The organism is Stenotrophomonas sp. C3(2023) (assembly GCF_032911385.1).
Classification (GTDB): Bacteria; Pseudomonadota; Gammaproteobacteria; order Xanthomonadales; family Xanthomonadaceae; genus Stenotrophomonas.
Genome location: NZ_JAWJLO010000001.1, coordinates 2,306,926 through 2,325,129, shown reverse-complemented (window position 1 = coordinate 2,325,129; position 18,204 = coordinate 2,306,926). Strand labels below are relative to the sequence as shown.

The following is an 18,204-nucleotide window of genomic DNA, read 5'->3' as shown; positions in this document are numbered from 1 at the left end:
GAGAGCTGAGCATGACCGGATTCGTTGTTGCCATTCCCGCCCGCTACGCCTCCTCGCGCCTGCCGGGCAAGCCGCTGCGCCTGCTCGGAGGCGAGCCGATGGTGCTGCACGTGGCGCGCCGCGCCCTGCAGGCCGGCGCCCGGCAGGTGTGGGTCGCCACCGACGATCAGCGCATCGCCGACGCGCTGTGTGGGCTGGACGACGTACAGGTGGCGATGACCGCCGCGACCCATGCGTCCGGCACCGATCGGCTGGCCGAATGTGCGCGTATTGCTGGCTGGTCCGACGATACCGTGGTGGTGAACCTGCAGGGCGATGAACCGTTCGCCCCCGCCGCCGGCATCCGCGCCGTCGCCGAGGCGTTGGTGCAGGGGCAGGCGCCGATGTCGACCCTGGCCACCCCGGTGGAAGACGCCGGAACGCTGTTCGATCCCAACGTGGTCAAGCTGGTGCGCAATGTGCGCGGCGAGGCGATGTATTTCAGCCGCGCTCCGATTGCCTGGCACCGCGATGGTTTCGCGCGCGGCCGCGAGCAGTTGCCGACCGGCACGCAGTGGCTGCGCCACATCGGCATCTACGGCTACCGGGCCGGATTCCTGCAGCAGTTTGCCGCGATGCCGCCGGGTGCGCTCGAACAGGTCGAGGCGCTGGAACAGCTGCGTGTGCTCGAAGCCGGCTTTGCCATCAGCGTCGCTCTCTCGCCGGAGCCGTTCCCACCGGGCATCGATACCCCGGAGGATCTGGTCCGGGCCGAGCAGCATCTTGCGACGGCACGCTGAGGCCGACGCACGGCCGGGCGTGGGGCAACGGCGGGTGCATCACACCGACTCCGGCATAATCGACCCATGAATGCCCAGCCTGTCCAGGACCTCCCCGAGTTCGCTCACTGGCTCAACGCCGACCCCCAGACCCTGACCGAACTGCGCGGCTGCCCGCTGGCGCTGGTGTTCGTCAATGCGGCCTCGGTGTGGTGCGCGCAGCGCCTTGCCGAGGTGGCGCAGTGGCAGCAGCGCAACCCGGGCCAGTTGCAGGTGCTGGTGCTGCAGGTGCCGCGCTTCGACTTCGAGCGGCAGCCGGAAGCGGCGTTGAAGCTGCTCCGTCGGCAGGGCCTGGCAGCCCCGGCACTGCTGGATGCCGACTGGGACGGCTGGCGGCGTTTCGGGGTCACCGCCTGGCCTACCGTCGTGCTGCTCGATGCCCAGGGCCGCGAACGCGGTCGCATGGTGGGCCTGGGCCAGCCCGGCGAGCTGGAGCGCCTGCTGGGCCAGGTGCTGGCCGCAGGGCCCCGCGCGGCCGTGGTACCGGTGACCGAACGCCAGCCCGAGCTGCGCCAGCTGCTGCGTTTCCCGACGGGCCTGGCCGTTACCGAGGACAGGTTGTACATCGCCGACAGCGGGCACCACCGGATTCTTGAATGCAGTCACGGCGGGCGTATCCTGCGCCAGTTCGGGCTCGGAACGCCCGACCTGATGGACGGTGGCAGCGCGGAGGCGGCGTTCAACCGGCCCCATGCGCTGGTGGCCGTACGCGAGGCGCTGTACGTGGCCGACACCGGAAACCACGCCCTGCGCCGCATCAATCTGATCACCGGCCAGGTCGATACGCTGTGCGGCAGCGGACGTCCCGGCAGGCCCATCGAAGGCCCGGTTGGGCAAGCCCATGCGGTGAGCCTGGATCATCCGATGGGGCTGGCCTTTGCAGACAACCAGCTGCATGTGGCCATGGCCGGTGACAACTGCATCTGGAGTTTCCATCTGGGCCAGCGCGCGCTGCAGTGGCGGGCCGGCAGCGGCACGATCGAGCAGCGTGACGGCAGCGGTCATCTGGCCGCGTTTGCGCAGCCGTGCGCGCTGGCGGTCGTGCAGCAGGTGCTGTACGTGGCCGACGCGCTGGGCGCCTCGGTGCGCTCGCTGCAGCTGCGCGGTGACCTGGTGCAGACGCTGATCGGGCAGGGCATGTGGCAGTACGGCAGCGCCGACGGCCCGCGCAGCCAGGCCAGCCTGCAGTTTCCGCAGGCCCTGGCGCTGAGCCCGGATGCACCGCTGCTGTGGATTGCCGACGCCGGCAATGGCCGCCTGCGCAGCCTGCGGCTGGGCGGCGGCGAAGTCAGTACGGTGGCGCTGCCGCGGCGGCTGCGCGGTCCGGCGGGCCTGGCCGCCAGCGCCGGGGCGGTCTGGATCGCCGAGACCGACGCGCACGCGATCCTGCGTTTCGATCCGGTCAGTGGCGTGCTCAGCGAGGTGCCGATCAGCGAATGAACGCGATTCCTGCTTTCGATGGCAAGGCCTTCGCCGCGCGACTGAGCACCGCGCCGGGCGTCTACCGCATGTACGCCGACGACGACACCCTGTTGTACGTCGGCAAGGCACGCGCATTGCGCAACCGTGTGGGCAGCTATTTCAACGGCAGCCCGAAGAATGCACGCATCATGGCCATGCTCGCGCAGGTCGCGCGCATGGACGTGACCGTGACCCGCTCGGAGGCCGAGGCGCTGTTGCTGGAAAACCAGCTGATCAAGTCGCTGTCGCCGCGCTACAACGTCTCCCTCCGCGACGACAAGACCTACCCGCACGTGCTGCTCACGCGCGAGCCATGGCCGCGCATCGCGCTGCACCGCGGCCCGCGCGCGGTGCCCGGGCGCTATTTTGGCCCGTACCCCGGCGTGACCGCGGTACGCGAGACGCTGAACCTGATGCACAAGCTGTTCAAGCTGCGCAGCTGCGAGGACAGCGTGTTCCGCAACCGTTCGCGACCGTGCCTGCAGTACCAGATCGGGCGCTGCAGCGCACCGTGCGTGGAACTGGTGGCGGCTGACGATTATGCCGAGGCCGTGCGGCGCGCTTCGATGTTCCTGGAAGGCAAGAGTGATGCGCTGACGCGCGAACTGGGCGAGCAGATGCAGGCGGCCAGCGAGGCACTGGAGTTCGAGCAGGCCGCGCGTCTGCGTGATCTGGTGACGTCTCTGCGCAGCATGCAGACGCGCCAGTATGTCGACGGTCGCGCTGCAGATCTTGACGTGCTGGCCGTGGCCACCCGGGGCGCGCAGGCCTGCGTGCTGCTGCTGTCCTTCCGTGATGGCCGCAATCTGGGCACGCGGCCATTCTTTCCGCGCACCAATGGCGAGGAGAGTCCTGAGGAGGTGCTTGGCGCCTTCGTCTCGCAGTATTACGTCGAGTTCGAGCCGCCGCGCGAGATCCTGCTTGATCGGCAGATCGACGATGCAGCGCTGCTGGAAGCGGCCCTGTCCGCCTCGGCCGAGCGCAAGGTGCAACTGAAGTGGAACGTGCGCGGCGAGCGTGCTGGTTACCTTGAGCTGGCCAGCCGCAATGCCCAGCTGACCCTGGCCACCGAGCTCAACAGCCGCGATTCGCAGCACGCGCGCAGCGAAGCACTGCGGGACATGCTGGGTCTGGCCGAGCCGGTCAAGCGTGTGGAGTGTTTCGACATCAGCCACACCATGGGTGAGGCGACGGTGGCCTCCTGCGTGGTGTTTGATGCCGCCGGCCCGGTGCGCGCACAGTACCGGCGCTACAACATCAGCGGCATCGAGCCGGGCGATGACTACGCCGCGATGCGCCAGGCCATCGACCGCCGCTTTCGTCGGGCGGTGGAAGAGCAGGGCGTGCTGCCCGACGTGCTGCTGATCGACGGCGGCGCAGGGCAGCTGGCCCAGGCGACCGCCGCGCTGGCCGACCTCGGCGTGGAGGGCGTGCTGCTGCTGGGCGTGGCCAAAGGCGTGGAGCGCCGGGCGGGTGACGAAACCCTGGTGATGCCCGATGGCCGCGAGCTGCGCCCCGGTGCTGCGTCACCCGCGCTGCAGTTCATCCAGCAGGTGCGCGATGAGGCGCACCGGTTCGCCATCACCGGCCACCGCGGGCGCAGGCAGAAGGCCCGCATGACCAGCAAGCTGGAAGATATCGCCGGCATCGGTCCGCGCCGGCGCGCGAACCTGCTCAAGCATTTTGGCGGCCTGATCGGACTCAAGGCCGCCGGCGAAGCGGAAATCGCGCGGGTGGAAGGCATCAATGACGCCCTCGCTGCGCGCATCTACGCTAACCTTCATGGACTGCCTGGCCCGGACACGGCCGGCGAATAAGGAAACCCCACACGTAATGAAGCTGACGCTCCCCACCTGGCTGACCCTGCTGCGGATCGTGATGATCCCGGTGCTCGTGCTGGTGTTCTATCTTCCGTACACCTGGACGAACTTCGCCACGGCGGCCATCTTTGGTCTGGCGGCGATCACCGACTGGCTGGACGGCTGGATCGCGCGCCGTTACGCGCTGGAATCGGCATTTGGCGCATTCCTTGATCCGGTGGCCGACAAGCTGATGGTAGCTGTGGCGCTGTTTCTGATCGTGCAGGGTCACCCCACACCGTGGATGGCGTTCTGGGCAGCGGTCATCGTTGGCCGTGAGATCGCCGTTTCGGCCCTGCGTGAATGGATGGCCGAGATCGGCCAACGGGCGAAGGTGCGGGTTGCGGTCATCGGCAAGGTGAAGACCACCGCGCAGATGGTGGCGCTGCTGTGCCTGCTGTATTCGGTGGCACCGAAGGTGGCGGTGGAGGACATCTGGATGGGGCCGCTGGTCTTCCACATCGGTGACTGGACGCTGGCGATCGCTGCGATCCTGACCCTGTGGTCGGGTCTGCAGTACCTGCATGCGGCCTGGCCGAGCCTGCGCGAGGACGAGCGGGCCGCACGGGAGCGCGCGCGGCTCAAGCGCGGCGGATAACTATTGACAGGGGCGGCAGGACAGGTAGAATGCCGCCTCCCAAGCGGGAATAGCTCAGTTGGTAGAGCGCAACCTTGCCAAGGTTGAGGTCGCGAGTTCGAGTCTCGTTTCCCGCTCCAGATTCCAGAAAAGAAGCCGAAAGGCTTCTTTTTTTGTGCGTGATGCTGGCCGGCGATGTCAGCATCCGCACCTGCTCCCGGCAGGTGACGACCGTTGGCCGTCACGCTTGTGCGTTGCCGGGTTGCCGGGCAGAGCCCGGCACTACGTGGTGCGCGGTAGGTGACGACCGTTGGTCGTCACGCTTCTGGCCCCGACGTCGCCGCGCCACTGCTTGACAGCCTTCACGCCACCGGTAGAATGTCGCCTCCCAAGCGGGAATAGCTCAGTTGGTAGAGCGCAACCTTGCCAAGGTTGAGGTCGCGAGTTCGAGTCTCGTTTCCCGCTCCAGGATCACTTCGACAACCATGAATACGGTTGACGGAATGAAGAAAAAAAGACACAATGGCATCTCTTCGGCGCAGGCTGAAGATACTGCGGGAATAGCTCAGTTGGTAGAGCGCAACCTTGCCAAGGTTGAGGTCGCGAGTTCGAGTCTCGTTTCCCGCTCCAGTTTCTACAAGGCCCCTGATCGGGGCTTTGTTTTTCTCCCGCCCGGGCACGGTGGGGCCGGCAGGCCGGAGACGGCGGCTGGCAGCGGAAACAGCAGTAAATGAGTATTGCGTTGGCAGTGGTTCCGGTCCTCCGGTAGTATTGCCAGCTCATGCGGGAATAGCTCAGTTGGTAGAGCGCAACCTTGCCAAGGTTGAGGTCGCGAGTTCGAGTCTCGTTTCCCGCTCCAATTCCGGATTGCCGCTTGTATCATGGTGGTTCGTTGAAGTGATTCGATAGTAAAACCTGGCCTCGTAGCAGAGTGGTTATGCAGCGGATTGCAAATCCGCGTACGCCGGTTCGATTCCGACCGAGGCCTCCATTCAACAAAAAGCCCGCCTCTGGCGGGCTTTTTGTTGTGCCGGCGTCATCCCGCGACGTACTTCTGTGCCGCCGCCACCGCAGCGGATATCGCCGCCCGCGCCTGCGGACTGTTCTTCCAGCAGGGTGAACCCAGTGCGGCTGCGGTCTGGTCGAGGATGTCGGTGACCTCGCTGCGTGCCAGCTCGCTCAGTGAGTCGATGCCCCGCTGTTCCAGGCGGGTTATCACGGTGGGACCAACGCCCTCGATGGCCAGCAGGACGGCGCGTTCGGCGGGAGAAAACGGCATGGGATGACGCCTTGTCGTGGGCAAGCGGGATGGCCGCCTTATGGTGAATGATTAAGCTGGATGGAGGCGGCGTCGGAGTGACGTCATTGACCTGTCATTTATTTCGTGGCTAATTGGAATGGCAGATGCCTGCAGTATCGATACCTTCCGTCAAGGGAGGCCCTGTCATCGCTGCGCCGCGTCAAGGAGGTCGTATATGGAATACGGCACGCAAGGTCTCGCCGAGCAGGTCCGCACCGAACTCGAAGACAGTTTCCACAAGCACGGATGCGGAGCGGAGTTCTGGAATACGTATCAGCGCGTGTTGAGCCGTCTGGTGCCGGCCGACGATTCGCGAACCCGGGTGACCAATGAAGTGGCGCTGATGATCCAGCAACTGGGTGTCGTGCAGCGTGCGCAGCTGGTTCCTGGTGCCGACGCCGGCCCCTGAGAGCTCAGCCCAGCAGTCGCCAGACGCCCAGCAGCAGCAGCGCGGCCAGCAGCCCGAGCAGGATCAGCGTGCGCGGACGCAGCAGGCGCCACGGCTGGCCGGCCTGCGCATGCGGGCGGCGGTAGCGGATCAGCGAAGTGCCGAACCCCGCCTTGCGCTGCACGTTGCCGCAGGCGTCGGCACAGGCGCCACAGGCCAGGCAGTCGGCCTGCGGGCCATCACGCACGTCCAGGGCCAGCGGGCAGGCGGCCACGCAGGCGCCGCAGTCCAGGCAGTCGCCCAAGCGGTCGGCGGCAAACCGCGCGGTGCTGCCACTCAAGGTGGGGTGCGCCGCGCGGAAGACGTAGTCGGCCGCTGTGGTCGCGTCGAGCAGCCCGCGTCCGCGCGCCTGCACACCGCCCAGCCCGGCAGGACGAGGGCCGCGCGGCTCGCCGCGAGGGGCCAGATACAGCATGCGCGGGGTATGCACGTCCTGCAGCAGTGGCTGGAAGCGGGCGAAGGGGCACAGCGTGCGGCAGACCTCGCGGCGCAGGAAGCCGGCATTGCCCCACGTTGTCACCGCGTAGAACAGCAGCCAGAACAGCTCCCAACCCTTCAGCGCGCCGTGCGTGGCGCGGGTGAGGAGATCGCCGACCGGCGTGAACAGCCCGACGAAGGTCAGGGCTGTCCACAGGGCGATGGCGGCCCACAGCAGGTGGCGTACGAGCGGTTCCACCGCGGCCGGCAGCAGGCGCCGCGTGGCGCCCTCGACCCACGCGAACGCGGTTCCCCATAATGTCTGCGGGCAGGCGTGGCCGCACCACAGCCGTCCCAGCAGATGGGTGAACAGAGCAAGGCCGGTGGCGAGCACCGCCAGCAGGCCCAGCACCACGCCGACATCCTGCGGCCACAGGGTCAGGCCAAACAGGTCAAAGCGGCGCGCACCGAGATCGAGCAGCAGCGCCTGGCGCCCGTCCCACTGCAGCCAGGGCAGCAGATGGAACAGCGTCAGCAGGGCAGCGGGAGCAAGCCAGCGCGGCAGGGGCGGGTGGGTCATCGCAGGGGCAGGTCGTCGTCGTCGGCGTGCCCCGGCGGCAGCGGGCGCTGCAGGTACCAGGTCACCGCGCTGGAGAGGGTGGTGACCGCCCAGAACATGAAGAAGCCTACGCTGTAGCCGACCTCACGACTGACCTTGCTGGCCGGAAAGCTGATGCGTCCGAGTTGTTCCGGGTCGACGAAGGCGAAGAAGACAACGCTGGCCAGCCCTGCAGCGACAAAGCTGGGCCACAGGATCACGCCCCACTGGGTGAGGGCAGGGCGGGTTGCGGGCGGGAGCGTTGCTGTCATGGCCGGGTCCGTGCGAAGGGGGTGTCGATGGCGCGCGCGTCCATATGCATGCCGGAAATCACTCTATGAACTGTCGCAAATGTACTCATTGATCTGGATCAAGCGTTACGTTCAGTCGTCAATGAGATAATGCGCGGCACGCGTCCCGGAGCTCCCATGTCCCTTCCACCCGACCCCTTGCCCGAAGCGTCGCCCGAGCTGTGCAGCGAAGCGGAGGTGACCCGGCTGGTCCACGACTTCTACGCCCGTGTCCGCGATGAGCCGCGGCTCGGGCCGGTGTTTGCTGCGCATGTACAGGATTGGCCGGCGCACCTGGGGCAACTGGTCGATTTCTGGTCGGCGCTGCTGCGCGGCACGCGGCGCTTCCAGGGCTCGCCGATGTCCAAGCACATGGCCATCGATGCGATGGACCGCGATCTCTTCGATCGCTGGCTTGGCCTGTTCCGGCAGACCAGTGCCGAAAGTGGAAACCCGGCGATGCAGCGACTGGCCGATGATATCGCCGCACGCATTGCCGATACCTTCTGGAAGCGCTACCAGATGCTGCGCTGGCCGCAGGTGCCACTGCCTGTGGTGGGTGCCCGTCGCGCCGATTGATCTGGGTCAAGGCGCGCCGCGGAGGAAGGCCGCAGGCTGTGCCCATGCAAACGCTCTCACCCCTGCCTGCCGAGCTGGACTGGTGCTTCGACCCGCTGGTGCTTCAGCGGCATGATCGTGCTGGTCCGCGCTACACGTCCTATCCGACCGCACCGCACTTCCACGAGGGCTTCGGGCGCAACGAGCTGACCCAGGCCCTGCTCGCCAGCAACGAGACCGGGCGTGCGCTGTCGCTGTACGTGCACATCCCATTCTGCAGCAGTCCGTGCTTCTACTGTGGTTGCAACCGGGTGATCACCCGCGACCGCAGCCGTGGTCTGGCCTACGTGGCCCGGGTGCTGCGCGAGGCTGACCAGATGGCTGCGGTGCTGACGCCCGGGCGCGAGGTCATCCAGCTGCATCTGGGCGGTGGCACGCCGAACTTCCTCGACGCCGAGGCCATGCGGGTGTTGGTCGACGGGCTGCGCATGCGCTTCGCGCTGAGCAGTTCGCCGCAGCGGGATTTCTCCATCGAACTGGATCCCCGTTTCGTCACTCCTGCAGAGGTGATGCAGCTGGCCGCACTGGGCTTCAACCGCGCCAGTCTGGGGGTCCAGGATTTCGACCCGCAGGTACAGGTGGCGATCAACCGCGTGCAGGGCGTGGAGCAGACGCTGGACATCATCCGCGCCTGCCGCGCGGCAGGCATGCGCTCGGTCAACGTGGACCTGATCTATGGTCTGCCGGGACAGACCCAGCAGGGCTTCGGCCGGACCCTGGAGCAGGTCCTGGCTGAGCGTCCAGATCGGCTGGCAGTCTATGGCTATGCCCATCTGCCAAACCTGTTCCGGGCCCAGCGCCAGATCGACGAACAGCAGCTGCCCGCGCCGGAGCAGAAGCTGGCGCTGCTGGGGCTGGCGGTGCAGCGGCTGTCCGCGGCCGGCTACCAGTACGTGGGCATGGACCACTTCGCCCTGCCAGAAGAGGATCTGTCACGCGCGCAGCGCGCCGGCCAGCTGCACCGCAATTTCATGGGCTACACCACCCACGGAGACTCCGATCTGATCGGACTTGGCGTCAGTGCGATCAGCAACATCGGGCGCACCTACAGCCAGAATCCGCGTGACCTCCCGGGCTGGGAAGAGCTGGTGGATGCCGGACTGCTGCCCATCTGGCGCGGGGTGCGGCTGGACGACGATGATCTGCTGCGTGCCGAGGTCATCCAGAAGCTGATGTGTCAGGGCGAGGTGAACCTCGCTCAACTGGGCCAGCGGCATGGCATCGACTACCGGCATTACTTTGCCGACGCACTGCAGTCGCTGCAGCAGCTGCAGGACGACGGACTTGCGCAACAGGCGCAGGGGCGCGTGCGGGTGACGGCGCAGGGACGGCCACTGCTGCGCCTGCTGGCCATGTGCTTTGACCGTTATCTCGAGCAGCCAGGTAACGGGCCGCGCTATTCCCGCGCCATCTAGCGCCGTGCACCGGGCATTCCCAAACCGACGGCAATGCGTCAACCTATGCGGGTCTGGCCCGAGTGGTGAAACTGGTAGACACAAGGGACTTAAAATCCCTCGCCGCAAGGCGTGCCGGTTCGATTCCGGCCTCGGGTACCATCGCGCGAACGGCACGTTTTCCGCCCCGGAGGGGGGATCATGGCATGGCATCGGCGCTGCCGCCGCGCGGTGCGTTGCGTGACAGGCGTGACGCGAATGGCGCGGCTCTGTCCCATGCTTGCCAGGTGCGTGCGTCCGTCCCGTTCCCCGCCATGCAGCGCTGGTATCCCAATGCGGAGCAGCGTGGCATAGTCATGATCTTCAGATACCGGACCGCTTCGATGCCACTTCGCGCCATCGCCTACCTCAGCCGCGCTCGCGAAGGCCTGATCATGGCGGACCTGGACGCGTTGCTGGAGGCGGCGACCGCTTTCAACCGTGTGGCGGGGGTGACGGGTGTGCTGATGTTCGATGGCACCCGTTTTCTGCAGTACATCGAAGGTCCCAGTGATGGAGTTGCTTCGGTATTTGCGCGCATCAGCAATGCACGCAGCCATACCGGGCTGCAGGTGCTGGCGCAGGGCGAGGTGGCGATACGCCGCTTTCCGCGCTGGGCGATGGCCTCCCAGCGCATCGATGAGGCGACCACCGCGCGCATCATCCAGGCCGACTGGCAGCACCGCGTGCCGGAGTCGGTCGGCATGGCAATGCTGGTGTCAGCGTGGACGGGCCGGCATGGCGAGGTGGAGCCGGCCGCGGTCTGCCTGGGGTCGTGACATCGGCAGATGACCGCCCGTCGCGCGGGGGGTACTCTTGACGGTCTCTGGATGTCTTCGGGAAGGTGCAATGGAGCACTCGCTGAGCCCTGCCACGCTGTCTGCACTGCAGCAGCCGCAGCCTGCCATCATCGGCCTGGGGTATGTAGGACTGCCGCTGGCGGTGGCCTTCGGCCAGCTGATGCCGACGGTAGGGTATGACATCGACGCCGCGCGTGTGGATGAGCTGCGCGCCGGCCACGACCACACCCTGGAGATGGAAGCCGACGAACTGGCGCAGGCACATCTGCTGCGCTGCACGTCGGTGCCCGCGCAGCTGCAGGCGTGCAACCTCTACATCATCACCGTGCCCACCCCGATCGATGCGTACGAGCAGCCCGATCTTGGGCCGTTGCGCGCGGCGACGGCTTTGGTTGCCAGCGTGCTGCAACGTGGCGATCTGGTGATCTACGAGTCCACGGTCTATCCCGGCACCACCGAAGAGGTCTGCGTGCCGCTGCTTGAGTCGGGCTCGGGGCTGCGCTTCAACCAGGATTTCTACTGCGGCTACAGCCCGGAGCGGGTCAGCCCCGGCGACCGCCAGCGGCGCCTGCGTGACATCCGGAAGATCACCTCGGGCTCGACGCCGGCGGTGGCCGCATTCGTCGACGCGTTCTACCGGCGCATCATCACCGCCGGCACGTTTGCCGCGCCGTCGATGCGCGTGGCCGAGGCCGCCAAGGTGGTCGAGAACATCCAGCGCGACGTCAACATCGCGCTGGTCAATGAGCTGGCGCTGGTGTTCGACCGGCTCGGCATCGACACCCAGGATGTGCTCGACGCTGCGGGCAGCAAATGGAACTTCCTGCCGTTCCGGCCCGGTCTGGTGGGCGGGCACTGCATCGGTGTCGATCCGTATTATCTGCTGCACAAGTCCGAGAGCGTGGGCTATCACCCGGATTTGATCCACACCGCCCGCCAGGTCAACAACCGGGTTGGGCTGCACGTCGCCCAACGCGTGCAGGCGCTGCTCGCAGAGCGTGGGCGGCCTTTGAGCCGGGCGCGCGTGCTGGTGCTCGGGGTGACCTTCAAGGAGGATTGCCCGGACCTTCGCAACAGCCGCGCGCTGGAGCTGGCCCAGCATCTGCAGGGCGAGGGAGCTCAGGTGGAGGTGCTCGACCCGTGGGTGGGACCGGCAGCACTGGCTGACGCGGCCGTACAGTGGGTTGCGACGCCGAGGGCAGAGGGCTACGACGCGGTCGTGCTTGCAGTGGCGCACACGCAGTTCCGTGACTACGATGCCGCGCGCATCCAGGCGCTGCGTGCACCGGGCGGCATCATCTACGACGTCAAATCCGCCTGGCCGCGCGAGCAGGTCGACGACCGGTTGTGAGCGTTCCATACAGGCAGCCACGCTAGACTGGCCCGGTGTTTGCAACGAGGACAGCCATGCACCGGTACCTGGTCTACCTGCTCGCCATCGCCCTTCTTCCCGTCTGTCTCTGGTTGGCCACGCTGTGGCCGGCGTGGTACTGGGGCGTCGGCCTGACCGCAGCGATGGTCGCCGTGGGGACGTGGGACCTGCTGCAGAAGCGCAGCACGCTGCGGCGCAACTATCCGGTGCTGGCCCATTTCCGTTACGGACTGGAATCGATCGGCCCGGAAATCCGCCAGTACTTCGTGCAGAGCGATCTGGAAGACGTGCCGTTCTCGCGCCAGCAGCGTGCGCTGGTCTACCAGCGTTCGAAGAACGAGATGGACACCGTGCCGTTCGGCACCCTGCGCAGCACGTATGCGGTGGACTACGAATGGATCAACCACTCGATGGCACCCACCACCATCGGCCATCACGATTTCCGCGTGCTGGTCGGTCCTGACTGCGCCAAGCCGTACTCGGCCAGCGTGTTCAACATCTCGGCGATGAGCTTTGGCTCGCTTTCGGCCAACGCGGTGCGGGCGCTCAACGAAGGTGCACGTCGCGGCGGCTTCTACCACGATACGGGCGAAGGCTCGATTTCGCCTTATCACAAGGAGAAGGGCGGCGACCTGGTGTGGGAGATCGGCTCGGGTTACTTCGGTTGCCGCGACGAGCAGGGCCGCTTCAGCGAGGAACGTTTCATCGCCAACGCCACGCTCGACCAGGTCAAGATGATCGAGATCAAGCTGTCGCAGGGCGCCAAGCCGGGCCATGGCGGTGTGCTGCCGGCGCCCAAGGTCAGTGCCGAGATCGCCGCCACGCGTGGTGTGCCCGAGGGTGTTGACTGCGTATCACCGTCACGGCATTCGGCGTTCTCCACGCCGGTGGAACTGCTGCAGTTCGTCGCGCGCCTGCGCGAGCTCTCCGGTGGCAAGCCGGTCGGGTTCAAGCTCGCCATCGGCCATCCCTGGGAGTGGTTCGGCATCGCCAAAGCGATGAGTGAGACCGGCCTGCTGCCGGACTTCATCGTGGTCGACGGCGCCGAAGGCGGCACCGGCGCGGCGCCGGCAGAGTTTGTCGACCACGTCGGCATTCCGATGTATGAAGCATTGCTGCTGGTCCACAACACGTTGGTCGGCCTGGACCTGCGCGAGCGCATCCGCATCGGCGCGGCAGGCAAGATCACCAGCGCCTTTGACATCGCGCGCACCATCGCCTTTGGCGCGGACTGGTGCAACGCCGGGCGCGGTTTCATGTTCGCGCTGGGCTGCATCCAGTCGTTGAGCTGCCATACCGACCGCTGCCCGACCGGTATCGCCACCCAGGACGCCAAGCGCTGGAAACACCTGGATCCGGCCGACAAGGCCAGCCGCGTTCAAAATTATCACGACAAGACCCTGCACGCGCTGATGGAACTGCTGTGCGCGGCGGGCCTGAATGATCCGGCTGAGCTGGGGCCGGAACACATCCTGCGCCGTGTCTCGGCGGTGGAAATCCGCTCGCTGGCCTCGCTGTATCGCTACCTGGAGCCGGGCGAGCTGTTGCGCGGCATCCCGGACCATGCCGTGTTCCATGATTTCTGGGGCGACGCGCGCACCGATTCCTTCCAGCCGCCCGCGCGGCTGCAGGCCCTGCGCGCGAGCAGATCGCAATAAGGACCTGCGTGGCAGCGACGGGCCAGCCCGTTACCGCGCCGGAGGCAGGCTACTGCCTGGTCAACCAGTCGATCACGCCGTGCGCGGCCTGCCGTGCACTGGCATAGCAGGCGGTGAGCAGGTAGCCGCCGGTCGGGGCTTCCCAGTCGAGCATCTCTCCGGCCACGAAGGTGCCGGGTCGTTGGCGCAGCATCAACCCGGCATCCAGCGACGCCAGCATCACGCCTCCGGCTGTGCTGATCGCCTCGGCGACGGGCCGTGGGCGTTGCAGGGTCACCGGCAGCCGCTTGAGCACCTCGACTACCGCAGGCACGTCCTGTCCCGCATCCTTGCCCAGGACTTCGAATACCAGTGCCGTCTTCACTGCATCCAGCCCAGCCTGCCGGCGCAGGTGCTCGCCGAAACTGCGCCCCTTGCGCGGGCGGGAGAGCTCGGCCAGCAGGCGCGCGGCGTCGCGGTCAGGCACCAGGTCCAGCCACAGCGTGGCCTCGCCGTCGCGCCGCAGGCGCTCGCGCAGGTCGGCTGACAGGGCATAGACCAGGCTGCCTTCGATGCCATAAGCGCTGATCACGCATTCGCCCTGCATCTGCCGAGGCTGGTCGTCCAGGTCAAGCCAATGGCCGACGACCGCCTTCAGTGGGGCGCCGGCATGACGCTGGGCGAACCACGGCGTCCAGTCGACGTCGAAGCCGCAGTTGGCCGCCTGCAGCGGCGCCACCGCAATGCCCTGCTGTTCGAGCAGCGCAACCCAGGCGCCGTCGGAGCCCAGCTGCGGCCAGCTGGCACCGCCCAGCGCCAGTACGGTGGCATCGGCCTGGATGTGCTGTTCGCCGGTGTCGGTGGCAAAACGCAGCTGACCGGCAGCGTCCCAGCCCAGCCAGCGGTGATTGACGTGCATCCGCACGCCCTGTTCCTTCAGCCGCCGCACCCAGCCGCGCAGCAACGGCGCGGCCTTGCGGTCAACCGGAAACACCCGCCCCGAGCTGCCGACATAGGTCTCCACGCCCAGGCCCGCTGCCCATTCGCGCAGCGCCACCGCGTCGAAGCCGTCCAGCCACTGGCCCACGGTGGTGGGCTGGGGGCGGTAGCGGCTGTCGAACAACGGGCGCGGATCGGAATGGGTCAGGTTCAGGCCCCCCTTGCCGGCGATCAGAAACTTGCGGCCCGGGGAGCCCTTGGCCTCGTACAGGTCGACCTGCAGGCCGGCCGCACGCAGCGTTTCAGCGGCAAACAGCCCTGCCGGGCCGCCACCGACCACCGCAACGCGGTGGTCGGGCAGGCCATTACTGCGGTTTGACATCAAGCAGCTCTACGTCGAACACCAGTGACGAACCAGCGGGAATCGGGCCCACCCGGCGGTCGCCGTAGCCGTACTGCGGCGGAATCATCAACGTCCGCTTGCCGCCGACCTTCATGCCGGCCACGCCTTCGTCCCAGCCGCGGATGACCTGGCCAGCACCCAACTTGAAGCTGAAGGGCTCGCCGCGCCCGACGGAGCTGTCGAACGTTTTGCCGTGCCTGGACGCTGCGCGCTCGTCATAGATCCAGCCGGTGTAATGCACGCTCACGGTGTCGCCCGGGCGGGCCTCGGCGCCTTCGCCCACCTGGGCGTCGATGCGCTCGAAGGTGGTCAGGGTGCCGCCGGGCGGCGGGCCATCCGGCGTGCAGCCGGCGGCGAGCAGGGAGAGCAGCAGGGGAGCGAGCAGGCGGCGCATGCGGGCCTCGGACGATTCGGGGCTGCAAGGGTAGCGCATCCCATCGCTGACCATGGCAACCGCAGATGCGGGGCGGCGGCGTTCATTGCATGGGCCGCAGTGCCTGGCCGCGGCTGCCGGGCAGCACGACGTTGCCTGCCGTGACCAGGAAAAAGCGCTCCATGCCGGGCACCACCACGTTGACCAGGCTGGAGCCGCTGAAGCTCTGGCGCAGCAGGGCATAGCCGGGGTGCAGCCCCTGGTCGTCGAGCGCCGCGGCAATCGTGCGGATCTGGCCGCAGAGCTCGCCGCCGGGACGCTCGCGCAGGCCCGTGGCAATGATGCGGCGGCGGCGCAGCAATGTCTCGATGTCCATCGCCAGGGCAGCACGCAGCCGCGGCCACGCCGCAAGATCGTCAAACATCGCCGACGCGGCCTGCTGTGCTGCTTCGTCGGCGGCCGCGGCGCCGTGCTCGGCCTGCACCAGCTCGGTGAGGGCGCGGCGGGCAGCGTGGGCCGGGTTCAACGAGGCACCGGCGCCGTAGGGGCGCGGATAGGGGTAGCTGTGCAGGGCGACGGCGAAGCAGGTCGATACCGGGCCGTCGGCAGTGATGTCCAGCAGCGCGATCGGTGCATCCACCGCTGCACATGCGCGGTCGTACAGGTCGGTCAGGTGTGCGGGCATGCACTGCGGGTCGACGCGGTACAGCGGCGCGTCACACTCATGGAAGAAGTGGGTCAGCAGGAACAACGAGAGCGCATCGCGCTCGATGCATTCGTTCAGCGCGTGCAGCAGCGCCTCGGCGGGGCAGGCGCCGATGGCTGTCCCGCTGTTGCTGGCGTAGCGGCGCAGACCGGCGTGGTCGAAGGTTTCGGCAGGCAGCGTTGCGTGCAGGTAGTCGGGTGCCGACAACACCAGCGGATAGTCAAAGGCCTCCCGGCCACACAGCGAGGTGTAGCGCCGGCATGCGATGGTCTCCTCGATCTGGTCGGCCAGCAGGGTGAGCGGCATGTCACCGGGTCCGCCGCCCGCCAGCCCCGCCAGTACGGCTTCGACCGGATGGACCTCTGCGCCGGTCAGCAGATGACGTGCGCTCAGCAGGTGTTCCATCGCCTCGTACAGGCTGCCGGTGCGCGCCGCTTCGCGCTCACCCTTGCCCCAGCCGACGGTCAGCAGGCTGCCGCCGGCGTCGTGCAGCAGGGTGCGGGCAATGCACGGGCCCTGGCCCTGCACATCGACGGTTGCGCCGAGGCGCAGCTGGCGCATCTCGCGCTCGATCCGGCGCGTCGCATGGTCGAGACTGAACTGGCGTTCTTCAGGTGCGTACATCGCGCTGTCTCCGCAGTGGCCTGGGCAGTGCCCGGCGGCCGTGCGGCCGCCGGGCGTTACACGCGCCGGCTCAGGCCAGCAGTGCCTGCTCGGCTTCACTGAGCTGCAGCTGCTCGGTCTTGTCTGCGGACGTCATCAGGATCGGAAGGCCGAAGATACCCATCACACATCTCCTACAGTGAGCCGCCGGTTGCGGCAGGCACACGTTAGCCGCGACACCAACAGGCCCTGGATCAGGTGTTTGCCTGCCCTGGGGTCAGCCCAGCCCCGGGTGTGGCTATGATGTGCACCATGTCAAAGCTGCTGCTCAATCTGCGTCACGTCGGTGACGACGAATACCATGAGGTCTGCACCCTGCTGGACCAGCACAACATTGGCTGGTACCGCACCGAGCCGAGCCCGTGGGGCATCTCCAACGGTGGGCTGTGGCTGCGCGATGATGCCGAGCTGGCGCGTGCGCGGGCCCTGCTGGGGCAGTACCAGGCGCAGCGCAGCGTGCGCATGCGGGCCCAGCGGGAGCAGGCATTGCGCGACGGCAGCGCCGAAACCTTCGCCAGTCTGTTCAGGCAGCGCCCGGCCTATGTGCTGCTGGTGCTGGCGGCAATGGCCGCCGCAGCGGCGCTGGTTCTGCTGCCCTTCCTGCTGCTGCGCGGGTGAAGCGGGGCGGCAGCGGTTAAAATGCGCGGATGATCGCCAATACCGCTGCCTACCACTTCGTCGATATCGATGCTCCCCAGACCCTGTGCGACCAGCTGCAGGCCCGCGCCGAGGCGGGCGGGCTGCGCGGCACCGTGCTGGTCGCCGCCGAGGGCCTGAACCTGTTTTTGGCCGGGGAGCCGGCGCAGGTGCAGGCGTTCTACGACGCGCTGCACGGCGACCCGCGCTTTGCCGGCATGCGGGTCAAGACCAGCCTCAGCGAGCATCAGCCGTTTGCGCGGCTGAAGGCCAAGGTGAAGGACGAGATCATCAGCTTCCGCCGCGCTGACGGACAGCCGTTGGACTACCCGCGAGCGCCTGCGGTCGATCCGGCCACCGTGCAGCGCTGGCTGCGGCAGGGGCACGACGATGCCGGCAAGCCGGTGGTGATGCTCGACACGCGTAATCTACAGGAGGTGGCGCACGGCACTTTCAAGGATGCGCTGGTGCTGCCGATCGAGAAGTTCACCGACCTGCCGCAGGCGCTGGCACCGCATCGCCAGGCCCTGCAGGACAGCACCGTGGTCAGCTTCTGCACCGGCGGGATCCGCTGTGAAAAGGCCGCGCTGTGGATGCGCAACGACGGCATGGACAACGTGCTGCAGCTCGACGGCGGCATCCTCGGCTACTTCGAGGCGGTGGGGGGCGAGGGCTACGAGGGGCGCTGCTTCGTCTTCGACGAGCGGGTGGCGCTGGACGCCGAGCTCAAGCCCCTGGTAGACCAGCCGCTGCCCGAGCCGAATCCGAGCGCCTTCTGAGGTCGTCCTGCGGCGGGGCGCGCGGTCTGCGCCGCGTCGGCGGGAATCAGCGTCCCGCCAGCCGGACTGGCAGGCGC

Annotated in this window: 18 protein-coding genes and 6 tRNA genes; 18 read left to right on the top strand and 6 right to left on the bottom strand. The window is 67.4% G+C overall.

Annotated elements, in window-relative coordinates:
• The first annotated feature begins 11 nt into the window (after nucleotides 1–11).
• The 9 genes from kdsB to RZA67_RS10425 all read left to right on the top strand — a co-directional run bounded on the left by kdsB (nucleotide 12) and on the right by RZA67_RS10425 (nucleotide 5,706).
• Nucleotides 12–779: a 3-deoxy-manno-octulosonate cytidylyltransferase gene (gene kdsB / locus RZA67_RS10465; RefSeq protein ID WP_317212686.1), complete on the top strand. Its 768-nt coding sequence runs from the start codon at nucleotides 12–14 to the stop codon at nucleotides 777–779.
• 66 nt (nucleotides 780–845) lie between these two features.
• Entirely contained in the window at nucleotides 846–2,258 is a 1,413-nt protein-coding gene (locus tag RZA67_RS10460; RefSeq protein ID WP_317212685.1) for a hypothetical protein, read from the top strand.
• Nucleotides 2,255–4,096 (top strand): excinuclease ABC subunit UvrC, encoded by a 1,842-nt coding sequence (gene uvrC / locus RZA67_RS10455; RefSeq protein WP_317212684.1) that lies wholly within the window; start codon nucleotides 2,255–2,257, stop codon nucleotides 4,094–4,096. The genes RZA67_RS10460 and uvrC overlap by 4 nt, the downstream gene beginning before the upstream one ends.
• 16 nt (nucleotides 4,097–4,112) lie before the next feature.
• On the top strand, nucleotides 4,113–4,736 hold the full coding sequence (gene pgsA, locus RZA67_RS10450; RefSeq protein ID WP_317212683.1) for a CDP-diacylglycerol--glycerol-3-phosphate 3-phosphatidyltransferase: 624 nt from the start codon (nucleotides 4,113–4,115) through the stop codon (nucleotides 4,734–4,736).
• A gap of 43 nt (nucleotides 4,737–4,779) precedes the next feature.
• A tRNA-Gly gene (locus RZA67_RS10445) sits at nucleotides 4,780–4,855 on the top strand.
• 252 nt (nucleotides 4,856–5,107) lie between these two features.
• Nucleotides 5,108–5,183 (top strand) — tRNA-Gly (locus RZA67_RS10440).
• Nucleotides 5,184–5,269: 86 nt separating this feature from the next.
• Nucleotides 5,270–5,345, top strand: a tRNA-Gly gene (locus RZA67_RS10435).
• A gap of 153 nt (nucleotides 5,346–5,498) precedes the next feature.
• Nucleotides 5,499–5,574 (top strand) — tRNA-Gly (locus tag RZA67_RS10430).
• 58 nt (nucleotides 5,575–5,632) lie between these two features.
• Nucleotides 5,633–5,706: transfer RNA gene (locus tag RZA67_RS10425), tRNA-Cys, on the top strand.
• A gap of 45 nt (nucleotides 5,707–5,751) precedes the next feature.
• On the opposite strand, the gene RZA67_RS10420 is transcribed toward RZA67_RS10425, so the two are convergent.
• Nucleotides 5,752–5,994 carry a helix-hairpin-helix domain-containing protein gene (locus RZA67_RS10420; RefSeq protein ID WP_317212682.1) on the bottom strand — a complete coding sequence of 81 codons (243 nt, stop codon included), beginning with the start codon at nucleotides 5,992–5,994 and terminating at the stop codon, nucleotides 5,752–5,754.
• 196 nt (nucleotides 5,995–6,190) lie between these two features.
• Here RZA67_RS10420 and RZA67_RS10415 point away from each other — a divergent pair, with 196 nt between their 5' ends.
• Nucleotides 6,191–6,424, top strand: coding sequence for a hypothetical protein (locus tag RZA67_RS10415; protein WP_317212681.1), 234 nt, complete (start codon nucleotides 6,191–6,193; stop codon nucleotides 6,422–6,424).
• A 4-nt stretch (nucleotides 6,425–6,428) separates the two neighbouring features.
• On the opposite strand, the gene RZA67_RS10410 is transcribed toward RZA67_RS10415, so the two are convergent.
• A complete protein-coding gene (locus RZA67_RS10410; protein ID WP_317212680.1) occupies nucleotides 6,429–7,460 on the bottom strand; it encodes a 4Fe-4S dicluster domain-containing protein in 1,032 nt (343 codons plus the stop codon).
• Nucleotides 7,457–7,750 (bottom strand): hypothetical protein, encoded by a 294-nt coding sequence (locus tag RZA67_RS10405; RefSeq protein ID WP_317212679.1) that lies wholly within the window; start codon nucleotides 7,748–7,750, stop codon nucleotides 7,457–7,459. Before RZA67_RS10405 ends, RZA67_RS10410 begins: the two co-directional genes overlap by 4 nt.
• Before the next feature lie 156 nt (nucleotides 7,751–7,906).
• On the opposite strand from RZA67_RS10405, the gene RZA67_RS10400 reads away from it, so the two are divergent.
• From RZA67_RS10400 to RZA67_RS10375, 6 genes are all read left to right on the top strand, one after another.
• Complete coding sequence (locus RZA67_RS10400; protein WP_317212678.1) at nucleotides 7,907–8,347, top strand: group III truncated hemoglobin; 441 nt, start codon at nucleotides 7,907–7,909, stop codon at nucleotides 8,345–8,347.
• Nucleotides 8,348–8,391: 44 nt separating this feature from the next.
• Nucleotides 8,392–9,801, top strand: a complete 1,410-nt coding sequence (gene hemN, locus RZA67_RS10395; protein WP_317212677.1) for an oxygen-independent coproporphyrinogen III oxidase — start codon at nucleotides 8,392–8,394, stop codon at nucleotides 9,799–9,801.
• Between the two features lie 56 nt (nucleotides 9,802–9,857).
• Nucleotides 9,858–9,942: transfer RNA gene (locus RZA67_RS10390), tRNA-Leu, on the top strand.
• Between the two features lie 221 nt (nucleotides 9,943–10,163).
• Nucleotides 10,164–10,598: a BLUF domain-containing protein gene (locus RZA67_RS10385; RefSeq protein ID WP_317212676.1), complete on the top strand. Its 435-nt coding sequence runs from the start codon at nucleotides 10,164–10,166 to the stop codon at nucleotides 10,596–10,598.
• A 70-nt stretch (nucleotides 10,599–10,668) separates the two neighbouring features.
• Nucleotides 10,669–11,970: a nucleotide sugar dehydrogenase gene (locus RZA67_RS10380; protein ID WP_317212675.1), complete on the top strand. Its 1,302-nt coding sequence runs from the start codon at nucleotides 10,669–10,671 to the stop codon at nucleotides 11,968–11,970.
• 56 nt (nucleotides 11,971–12,026) lie between these two features.
• A complete protein-coding gene (locus RZA67_RS10375) occupies nucleotides 12,027–13,649 on the top strand; it encodes an FMN-binding glutamate synthase family protein (protein ID WP_317212674.1) in 1,623 nt (540 codons plus the stop codon).
• Nucleotides 13,650–13,698: 49 nt separating this feature from the next.
• Here RZA67_RS10375 and RZA67_RS10370 read toward each other — a convergent pair whose 3' ends face one another.
• From RZA67_RS10370 to RZA67_RS10360, 3 genes are all read right to left on the bottom strand, one after another.
• Entirely contained in the window at nucleotides 13,699–14,949 is a 1,251-nt protein-coding gene (locus RZA67_RS10370; protein WP_317212673.1) for a TIGR03862 family flavoprotein, read from the bottom strand.
• Nucleotides 14,933–15,364, bottom strand: a complete 432-nt coding sequence (locus tag RZA67_RS10365) for an FKBP-type peptidyl-prolyl cis-trans isomerase (protein ID WP_317212672.1) — start codon at nucleotides 15,362–15,364, stop codon at nucleotides 14,933–14,935. Before RZA67_RS10365 ends, RZA67_RS10370 begins: the two co-directional genes overlap by 17 nt.
• Nucleotides 15,365–15,446: 82 nt before the next feature.
• Entirely contained in the window at nucleotides 15,447–16,673 is a 1,227-nt protein-coding gene (locus tag RZA67_RS10360) for a YcaO-like family protein (protein WP_317212671.1), read from the bottom strand.
• A gap of 291 nt (nucleotides 16,674–16,964) precedes the next feature.
• Here RZA67_RS10360 and RZA67_RS10355 point away from each other — a divergent pair, with 291 nt between their 5' ends.
• The gene (locus RZA67_RS10355; protein WP_317212670.1) at nucleotides 16,965–17,330 is read left to right on the top strand and encodes a DUF6164 family protein; all 366 of its coding nucleotides are present in this window, start codon (nucleotides 16,965–16,967) and stop codon (nucleotides 17,328–17,330) included.
• A gap of 29 nt (nucleotides 17,331–17,359) precedes the next feature.
• Entirely contained in the window at nucleotides 17,360–18,127 is a 768-nt protein-coding gene (locus tag RZA67_RS10350; protein WP_317212669.1) for a sulfurtransferase, read from the top strand.
• Nucleotides 18,128–18,204: the final 77 nt, after the last annotated feature.

Coding starts and splice junctions, on each gene's coding strand:
- RZA67_RS10460 (WP_317212685.1), top strand. CDS start 846: ATGAATGCCCAGCCTGTCCAGGACCTCCCCGAGTTCGCTCACTGGCTC.
- kdsB (WP_317212686.1), top strand. CDS start 12: ATGACCGGATTCGTTGTTGCCATTCCCGCCCGCTACGCCTCCTCGCGC.
- RZA67_RS10410 (WP_317212680.1), bottom strand. CDS start 7,460: ATGACCCACCCGCCCCTGCCGCGCTGGCTTGCTCCCGCTGCCCTGCTG.
- RZA67_RS10385 (WP_317212676.1), top strand. CDS start 10,164: ATGCCACTTCGCGCCATCGCCTACCTCAGCCGCGCTCGCGAAGGCCTG.
- RZA67_RS10400 (WP_317212678.1), top strand. CDS start 7,907: ATGTCCCTTCCACCCGACCCCTTGCCCGAAGCGTCGCCCGAGCTGTGC.
- RZA67_RS10360 (WP_317212671.1), bottom strand. CDS start 16,673: ATGTACGCACCTGAAGAACGCCAGTTCAGTCTCGACCATGCGACGCGC.
- RZA67_RS10355 (WP_317212670.1), top strand. CDS start 16,965: ATGTCAAAGCTGCTGCTCAATCTGCGTCACGTCGGTGACGACGAATAC.
- RZA67_RS10350 (WP_317212669.1), top strand. CDS start 17,360: ATGATCGCCAATACCGCTGCCTACCACTTCGTCGATATCGATGCTCCC.
- RZA67_RS10375 (WP_317212674.1), top strand. CDS start 12,027: ATGCACCGGTACCTGGTCTACCTGCTCGCCATCGCCCTTCTTCCCGTC.
- RZA67_RS10380 (WP_317212675.1), top strand. CDS start 10,669: ATGGAGCACTCGCTGAGCCCTGCCACGCTGTCTGCACTGCAGCAGCCG.
- hemN (WP_317212677.1), top strand. CDS start 8,392: ATGCAAACGCTCTCACCCCTGCCTGCCGAGCTGGACTGGTGCTTCGAC.
- RZA67_RS10365 (WP_317212672.1), bottom strand. CDS start 15,364: ATGCGCCGCCTGCTCGCTCCCCTGCTGCTCTCCCTGCTCGCCGCCGGC.
- uvrC (WP_317212684.1), top strand. CDS start 2,255: ATGAACGCGATTCCTGCTTTCGATGGCAAGGCCTTCGCCGCGCGACTG.
- RZA67_RS10415 (WP_317212681.1), top strand. CDS start 6,191: ATGGAATACGGCACGCAAGGTCTCGCCGAGCAGGTCCGCACCGAACTC.
- pgsA (WP_317212683.1), top strand. CDS start 4,113: ATGAAGCTGACGCTCCCCACCTGGCTGACCCTGCTGCGGATCGTGATG.
- RZA67_RS10405 (WP_317212679.1), bottom strand. CDS start 7,750: ATGACAGCAACGCTCCCGCCCGCAACCCGCCCTGCCCTCACCCAGTGG.
- RZA67_RS10420 (WP_317212682.1), bottom strand. CDS start 5,994: ATGCCGTTTTCTCCCGCCGAACGCGCCGTCCTGCTGGCCATCGAGGGC.
- RZA67_RS10370 (WP_317212673.1), bottom strand. CDS start 14,949: ATGTCAAACCGCAGTAATGGCCTGCCCGACCACCGCGTTGCGGTGGTC.